Here is a 6,808-nt window from a genome sequence, read left to right as displayed (position 1 = left end):
GCGCTCCGCGAGCCCCGGTGTGCCGGTCGGCGTGACGACGGGAGCGTGGGCCGAGCCCGACGTCGAGCGCCGCCTTGCCGCCATCGAGGCGTGGACGGAGCTACCCGATCACGCGTCGGTCAACTGGCACGAGGCCGGCGCCGATGAGGTGGCCGCGCTGCTGCTTAGGCGCGGCGTCGCGGTCGAGGCCGGGTTGTGGGACGCGGCCGGCTTCGAGGTGTGGAAGCGGTCGCCCGTTCGCGGGCAGTGCCTGCGGGTGCTGATCGAGCTCCCCGACGAACCGACCGATGTGCTGCGCGATCACGCTGAAGGGATGATCGCCCACGTGCAGCTCGAGGAGCCCGACCTCCCGATCCTGTTGCACGGCGAGGAGGGCTCGACGTGGCCGGTGTTCGACCTTGCCGTCGAGTTCGGGCTGGCGTCGCGCATCGGCCTGGAAGACACGCTGCTGCTCCCCGATGGCACGACTGCTCCGGGGAACGCGGCTCTGGTGCGGGCGGCCGTGGCGCGGATGCGGGGAGTCTGACCGGGCGGGTGCGCGGGGTGCGGCATTCTGGGGCGATGTTCTCTGGCTCGTTTCTTCTCGTCCTTCTCGCGAATCTCGCGTACGTCTTCATCGGGATCGCTGTCGTGTGGCTGGTGATCTACTCGGCCGTGCGCGCGGCTCTCGCGTCGCACCGGAAGGCGACGGCCCGAGAGCGACGGCCCGGCCCGGAGTGACGGCCTACGCGCAGTCTCGGAACCTAGGCTCCCGGCATGCCGTTCTCTGAGTACGTCCGATCGATCCGCGCGCGGATCGGTCATGACCTCCTGCTGCTGCCGGGCGTGACCGCGGTGATCCGCGAGGGCGATCGTTTCCTGCTCGCGCGCACGGCGGGCTCGGAGGAATGGGGTCTGATCGGTGGTGGCGTCGAGCCGGGGGAGGGTCCGGATGAGGCGATCACCCGTGAGGTGCAGGAAGAGATCGGCGCGCGCATCCGCATCACCGGGATCGTCGGCGCTTTCGGTGGCGAATCGCTCGTCGTGACGTATCCGAACGGGGATCGTGTGTCGTACGTGTCGACCGCGTTCGCGTGCGAACTGCTCGATCCGCCGGTGCCTGATCAGGACGAGGTCGTCGAGGTCGGGTGGTTCACGCGTGCCGAGATCGCCACGCTGCCGCATCCGGTGTGGGTGGATCGGATGTTGGCCGACGTCGGCTAATCCTCACTCTCCGCTTGCGCGGTCCCACCCCGACCAGTCGGGACGGTCGACGATGCAGAAGCGGTTGCCCTCAGGGTCTTCCATGATCACGTAGTCGGCGTCGGCCGGGCGTCCGTCCCAGTGCACCTCGCGCGCACCCAGAGCGAGGAGCCGCTGCACCTCGGCGGCCTGATCCTCGGCGTAGATGTCGAGGTGGATGCGCGGAGGCAGTATGCGCTCGGAGTGGTGCGCGTCGAGAGCGATGCAGGGAGCGTCGGCATCGCGCGGTTTCAACACGACCCAGTCGTCGTCCGCGGGGTCGCGTTCGACGTAGTCGAGGGCTGCCTTCCAGAACGTGGACTGCACGGGGAGGTCCGTCACGCGGATCACGATCGACACGAGCTTCAGCATGGAGCGAGTGTATGACCGCTGAAGGGTCGTTCTGCCCAGTGATCGATAGGCGAGATGTCGCGCCGCAGGTCGCGACCAGCTGCCGGACGCCACCTCTCGAGTGTGACGAGATGGCGCCCGACGTCTTGGGCGAGCGTCACACGCGCCCGACTCGTGCGCGGGAGGACCGCTCGCTGCATAGGGCGACAAGCATGAGCGAGGAAGCGACGATTGCTGTCGCTGCCAGGACTGCGATCCACGATCCGCGGACGGTGACAGCGGGCGATCCGTTCACATCGACGTACCCGTCGAAGCTTGCGATCCAGGGGATCGCAATCGTGACGCTGTTCGCGAATGCGTAACTTGCGAACGATAGACCAGCGATGACCACGAGCCCAATCGAGATGCAGAGCGAGCACGCCATCACGAAGATGCGGTCGCCTGTGAAGAGCCGTTTGGGAGACATCAGGAAACCCTAGATTCCGTCGCGCTATCGCACGCACCTGGCAGTGAAGCCGTTTCGGGTGGAGAGCTCGGGGTACTTTCCCTGTGCGCGACAGGTGTTCCACCAACTGATGACAATCCAGGTGGCGACTCCGAGCGCGGCTGCGGCGACGACGATCGCTGCCGCGGCTGTGATGACGATCACGACGACAGGAAGCGGGTCGGCGACGATCGGATACGAGATGCTGCTCAGGCTCTTGTGCGCGACGGTCTGGGTCAGGACGTTCCCTTGAACGGAGTAGTGAGTTGGGACGCTCCTCCCGCTCGAGTCGCGAGCCCAGGCGGGTTCGAAGATGACGACTGCCTTTCCAGTCGAGTCGACGATCTGTGCGCCGCCATCCGCGGTCTCCTCCAGGCGGTTCTCGGGTGGCATCGTGAGCCCGTAGTCAAAGCGTTCGGGTGCCGCGTCGTTCGAAATGACGGTGAGGAGTTGTGCGCCACCGTCAACGGGGATGACGGCATTCGCGCTATCCATGGTCGAGGGATAGGCCACTCCACCGTTCGGAAGACCTTCGCCGGTGTCAGCTGCGTCTGCGTGGGGCAGGTCGATCCCGAGAACGAAGTTCCCCGTCGAGATCTGCACGCCTTCTGTCGCGTCGTTCGAAACCTCGACCCTGACGCCGACCTGAGCGCTCTCGTCATCTAGCCCATCCTCGATCTCAGAAGGAGCGAAGTCGCCGACCAGGCTGCCTTCCACGTGCTCCAACGCAGCGGCGATCTCGTGCCCTGCTGTCGTCTGGTCTCCGTCGCCTCCGGTATCCGCCCACGACGACGTGGTGGGGAGAGCGATGGCTCCGAGGGCCAGGGCAGCGGAGGTCGCAATCGATATGAAAAGCCGGGTGGGCTCGTATGGCGATGTGCGCGTGGCGTGGGAAACACGAATCATGGGGTCCTCCTACATCTAGTTCGAGTGCTTGGAGCAGATACAAGCACACATATGAGGACGATAGTGATATATTCGTCGACGCGCTCGACGCGCTCGACGCGCTCGACGCGGTTGCGCCGGTCGGCATCGCCTGCCGGTACGGGGCCAGGCGGCCGGAGCCGCACTCAGACATGTTCGGGGACCGGGATGCCGGTGGCGACTCTGTTTGGGGTGACGGAGTTCATGCGGATGCCCATCAGTCCTCGCACGAACGCCGCCGACTTTGTGACGCGCAATGGTTGGGCTCTTGTCAGTGCTCCCTCTGTGGCGTCCCGCGACTCGACGTGCGGCGAGTTCGACAGGAGATCGGTGGATGCCGCGATCGGTCGCGGCATCCACCGGTGTCTCACACGGCGTCGATGCGGTGGCGTCGTCGACGGGCGACGAACGCTCCGCCCAACAGGAGCAGCAGCAGTCCGACGATCGCTCCGCCGATGGGCAGCTCTTCCGCATAGACGCCGACTCGCCGACTCCCGCTACTTTGGTTCTGACGCGCTGCAGAATCCTGACGCGGGAGAGGCGGAGTCCAGGTGGAGTACTCGCGAAGCGATGTCCGACGGGCACTCGACAGCGCGGACGTGCCCGAAGATCTCGCGCTCAGAGCGGCCCCGGCGGCAGTCCTGAATTCGCTTGAAGGTCGTCGACGACGCATCATCCGGTATTGGGAGGACCTCGACCGTCGCAGGGACGGGGGATCGGGCGATGACGCCGCGAGAGAGTTCCGCGCGGTGACCCGCAGTACGCTCCTCACCTACGCGTTCGTGTCAGAGATCCAAGACGGTGAGACCATCGTCGACAGAGTTCCCGGTGTTCCCCTCGGCGCGGAGTTGAACGATGTCATCCGCGCCTTCGGCGCGGTCGGGTTGATCCAGCAGCGAGGCGCGGAGAGCCCGCCGGTTCTCGGGGTGACGCTGTACCTGCCTGACGATGTCGATGATGAGTTCTGGTTCCTGCAACGGCGGCGTGACGACCGTCCGCTGCGGGTGAGCTTTCCGCGTTTGCGAACAAGCCTCCCGCTCGTCGTCGTCCGCGTCGAACGGGAGCTTCATGGCGCCCCGAACCTGGTCGGAGCCACGACGACCTGCTACGCGATGAGGGGCAACGTGCCGGGGATCATCGTCGCTGGCCATTCCGTCGTGAACTCGCGTCCCGGCGACCTCCTGGGTCTGGATGACGGAAGTCACGGGTACTTTGGCCTTTCGCGGTACCAGCCCATCGATGCGGCTTTCATCGAGCTTCCGTACGCGCTGTCGCACCTCAGCGACCTGCCCGTCGTCGATTATCCGACGGTCGGTGACGACGTGATCGTGCAGACCAGGGGCGGAGGTCAGCACCGCCAGGTGGCCCAGGTGAGCAACACGATCGTGAGCCCGAACTTCTCGGATTATCCGATCGTGCTGTACCTCGATCGGGGGTGCAGCCGAGGCGATTCCGGCGCTCTGATCCGTCTTGATCGCACGGGTGAGGCGGTCGGCATCTATACGGGGACCCACCGCCCGCGAGCCCCGCGAATCCCCGAGGCTCTGGGCATCGCGCAGAACATGGCGCAAGCCGTGTACGCGCTGGGCGTCCAAGCGAAGCACTGAACGCACGAAAGAGGAGATGCAATGAGCGATACCGCGGACAACTGGGCTGTACAGATTCTCGCGCCTCAGGAATCGGATGCGACGTTCCGCTCGCCGGACGACGACGGCCCTGTCGAGAGGCACTCGGCGCCGGTCGCGAGTCGACGCGGGGAACGTGTCGTGAACGCGAGTGTCGAGGCCATCAAGGCGAACTGGAACGACACGGTGCGGAAGCTGACCGAGATCGGTGAGGGGCTCGATAGCGGATCGAGCGGCTGGGGTGTCTCACAGATCGAGGTGGGACTCACGCTGAGTGCGACGGGTCAGCTTCTGTTCATTGCAGAAGCGAGTGCCGAGGCGTCGGTCAAGATCACGCTCACGCGCAGACCTGCGTAGCGCCCCGGCGATACCGCGGCTTACTGCACCGACCATCCGCCGTCGGAGGCGAGGACGGCGCCGTTGATGTTCACGGCGTCGTCCGACAGCAGGAACGTGATCGATGCCGCCAGGTGCTCAGCCGTTGCGACGGTCGGGATCGACTGCTGGAACGGGGCCAGGCGGCCGGAACCATACTCGGACATGTTCGGGGGCATCGGGATACCGGTGGCGACGCCGCCCGGGGCGACGGAGTTCACGCGGATGCCCTTCGGGCCGTACATGAAGGCCGCTGACTTGGTGACGCCGATGATGCCGTGCTTGCTGGCCGTGTAGGCGTTGCCTGAGGCGTTGCCGCGCAGGCCCGCTTCGCTCGAGACATTGAGGATCGCGCCGCGACCGGCAGCTTCCATGACGGGGATGATCGCGCGCATGAGCTTGAACGGAGCGGTCAGGTTGATCGCGATCACGCGGTCCCAGACGGCGTCCGGGGTCTCGCCCGCAGGGGAGAAGTCGTCGTTGATGCCGGCGACGTTCGCGAGGCCGTCGATGCGGTCGCCCGCGGCGGCGAGCACGGCATCGATCGCGTCCTGCGTGGTCAGGTCGCCCGCGACCGTGACGATGTCGGCATCTGGAAGCTCTGCCTTGAGGGCGTCGAGCTTCTCGGCGGCGATGTCGCTGGCGATCACGCGTCCGCCTTCGCGGGCGATGCGCGAGGCGGTGGCCTTGCCGATGCCGGAAGCGGCGCCCGTGACGATGACGGTCTTGCCGGCGAAGCGGCCGGACGTGACCTTCTCGGTCCAGCCCTCGGAGTCGTCGGCCTCGGGGATCTCGCCGTCGTTGGCCGCGCGCACGAGGTCGTCGACGACCGACTGGGGAAGTTGGCCCTGGCTCATCGCGACCAGCTGCTGAAGCGGAAGGCCCAGCACGGGGGTGAGGAGCTCGGGGTCGGCGCCCGTCTGCTCGAAGAGTCCGCGGATGAGGGGGCCGCCGGTCGGGTCGTTCATCCAGTCGCCGATGGTGGAGTGTGCGGTGAGGGCCATGCTCGTTCTCCTTGCTCGGGTGCCGTTGTAGTTTCGCAACGGTGCGTCTACTTATGTTCCAGTGTACGCCTGAGTACGGTGGACGGGTGCCTCGTCCTCGCAGTGAGAAAGCCCGCCAGTCCGTGCTGGACGCGATGCGGCGCGCGCTCGCCGCAGACGGATACGATGCCGTGACGATCGAGGGCCTCGCGGCTGAGGCGGAGGTGTCGAAGCAGACCATCTACCGGTGGTGGCCGTCGAAGGCTGCGATCCTCGGGGAGGCGCTGCTCGAGGGGACGCTGCCGGGCGCTGAGGTTTCGGTGCCGATGACGGACGACCTCGGGGCCGACTTGCGGGCGTGGTTCACGGCGGTGTCCGCGGGGCTGGCTCGACCCGAGGGGGTATCGCTGGCGAGGGCGCTGATCGAGGTGACGGCGGCTGATCCCGAGCTGGGCTTGGTGTTGAACGAGCGGTTGGCGGCGCCGATCCGGGAATGGGTGTCGGAGCGAGTGGCGCGCGGACGGACCGCGGGGGATGTGCGGGCGGACGTGGATGCGGGGGCGATCGCGGATCAGTTCATCGCGATGGCGTCGTACTCCGCGTTGATCGGGCAGCCGTTGAGTGCGGAGCGGGTGGAGGAGACCGTGGTGCGGTTGCTGCGGGGGATCGCGGCGTAACTAGTCCGTGGCGGGGGCGAACCGGATTTCGTAAAGCATTGTATATCGATATGTCCTCATGTGTGTGCTTACATACTTCGCATGAAGAGTATAGCTTTACGCCAGACCGTTCTCTGCGCGAGCGCACTAAGTCTCGTTCTTGCTCTCGTGCCGCTCGCTGCGCAGGCA

The 6,808-nt window shown here is 66.3% G+C and carries 10 protein-coding genes; 6 read left to right on the top strand and 4 right to left on the bottom strand.

Annotation, left to right across the window (positions count from 1 at the left end):
• From DSP71_RS12420 to DSP71_RS12415, 3 genes are all read left to right on the top strand, one after another.
• Positions 1 to 526 (top strand): 3-keto-5-aminohexanoate cleavage protein (locus tag DSP71_RS12420; RefSeq protein ID WP_220151116.1); only part of this gene is annotated, 526 nt, incomplete at its 5' end.
• A gap of 35 nt (positions 527 to 561) precedes the next feature.
• Complete coding sequence (locus DSP71_RS22290) at positions 562 to 720, top strand: hypothetical protein (RefSeq protein WP_179516430.1); 159 nt, start codon at positions 562 to 564, stop codon at positions 718 to 720.
• Between the two features lie 36 nt (positions 721 to 756).
• The gene (locus DSP71_RS12415) at positions 757 to 1,203 is read left to right on the top strand and encodes an NUDIX domain-containing protein (protein ID WP_113681245.1); all 447 of its coding nucleotides are present in this window, start codon (positions 757 to 759) and stop codon (positions 1,201 to 1,203) included.
• A gap of 3 nt (positions 1,204 to 1,206) precedes the next feature.
• On the opposite strand, the gene DSP71_RS12410 is transcribed toward DSP71_RS12415, so the two are convergent.
• The 3 genes from DSP71_RS12410 to DSP71_RS21700 form a co-directional block, all read right to left on the bottom strand.
• Positions 1,207 to 1,593, bottom strand: coding sequence for a VOC family protein (locus tag DSP71_RS12410; protein WP_113681244.1), 387 nt, complete (start codon positions 1,591 to 1,593; stop codon positions 1,207 to 1,209).
• A gap of 469 nt (positions 1,594 to 2,062) precedes the next feature.
• A complete protein-coding gene (locus tag DSP71_RS12400; protein WP_113681242.1) occupies positions 2,063 to 2,962 on the bottom strand; it encodes a hypothetical protein in 900 nt (299 codons plus the stop codon).
• A gap of 164 nt (positions 2,963 to 3,126) precedes the next feature.
• Positions 3,127 to 3,336: a hypothetical protein gene (locus DSP71_RS21700; RefSeq protein ID WP_147251311.1), complete on the bottom strand. Its 210-nt coding sequence runs from the start codon at positions 3,334 to 3,336 to the stop codon at positions 3,127 to 3,129.
• Between the two features lie 393 nt (positions 3,337 to 3,729).
• Between DSP71_RS21700 and DSP71_RS12390 the strand changes: the two genes are divergently transcribed.
• On the top strand, positions 3,730 to 4,587 hold the full coding sequence (locus tag DSP71_RS12390) for a hypothetical protein (RefSeq protein WP_113681240.1): 858 nt from the start codon (positions 3,730 to 3,732) through the stop codon (positions 4,585 to 4,587).
• A 21-nt stretch (positions 4,588 to 4,608) separates the two neighbouring features.
• Positions 4,609 to 4,962: a hypothetical protein gene (locus tag DSP71_RS12385; RefSeq protein WP_113681239.1), complete on the top strand. Its 354-nt coding sequence runs from the start codon at positions 4,609 to 4,611 to the stop codon at positions 4,960 to 4,962.
• A gap of 20 nt (positions 4,963 to 4,982) precedes the next feature.
• On the opposite strand, the gene DSP71_RS12380 is transcribed toward DSP71_RS12385, so the two are convergent.
• Complete coding sequence (locus DSP71_RS12380) at positions 4,983 to 5,984, bottom strand: SDR family NAD(P)-dependent oxidoreductase (protein ID WP_113681238.1); 1,002 nt, start codon at positions 5,982 to 5,984, stop codon at positions 4,983 to 4,985.
• Positions 5,985 to 6,070: 86 nt separating this feature from the next.
• On the opposite strand from DSP71_RS12380, the gene DSP71_RS12375 reads away from it, so the two are divergent.
• Positions 6,071 to 6,640: a TetR/AcrR family transcriptional regulator gene (locus DSP71_RS12375; protein WP_258546417.1), complete on the top strand. Its 570-nt coding sequence runs from the start codon at positions 6,071 to 6,073 to the stop codon at positions 6,638 to 6,640.
• Positions 6,641 to 6,808: the final 168 nt, after the last annotated feature.

The sequence above is a fragment of the Microbacterium sp. H6 genome (assembly GCF_003314775.1).
Lineage (GTDB): Bacteria > Actinomycetota > Actinomycetes > Actinomycetales > Microbacteriaceae > Microbacterium > Microbacterium oxydans.
The sequence above is the reverse complement of the archived record's forward strand: the minus strand, read 5'-3'. Positions and strand labels throughout refer to the sequence as shown.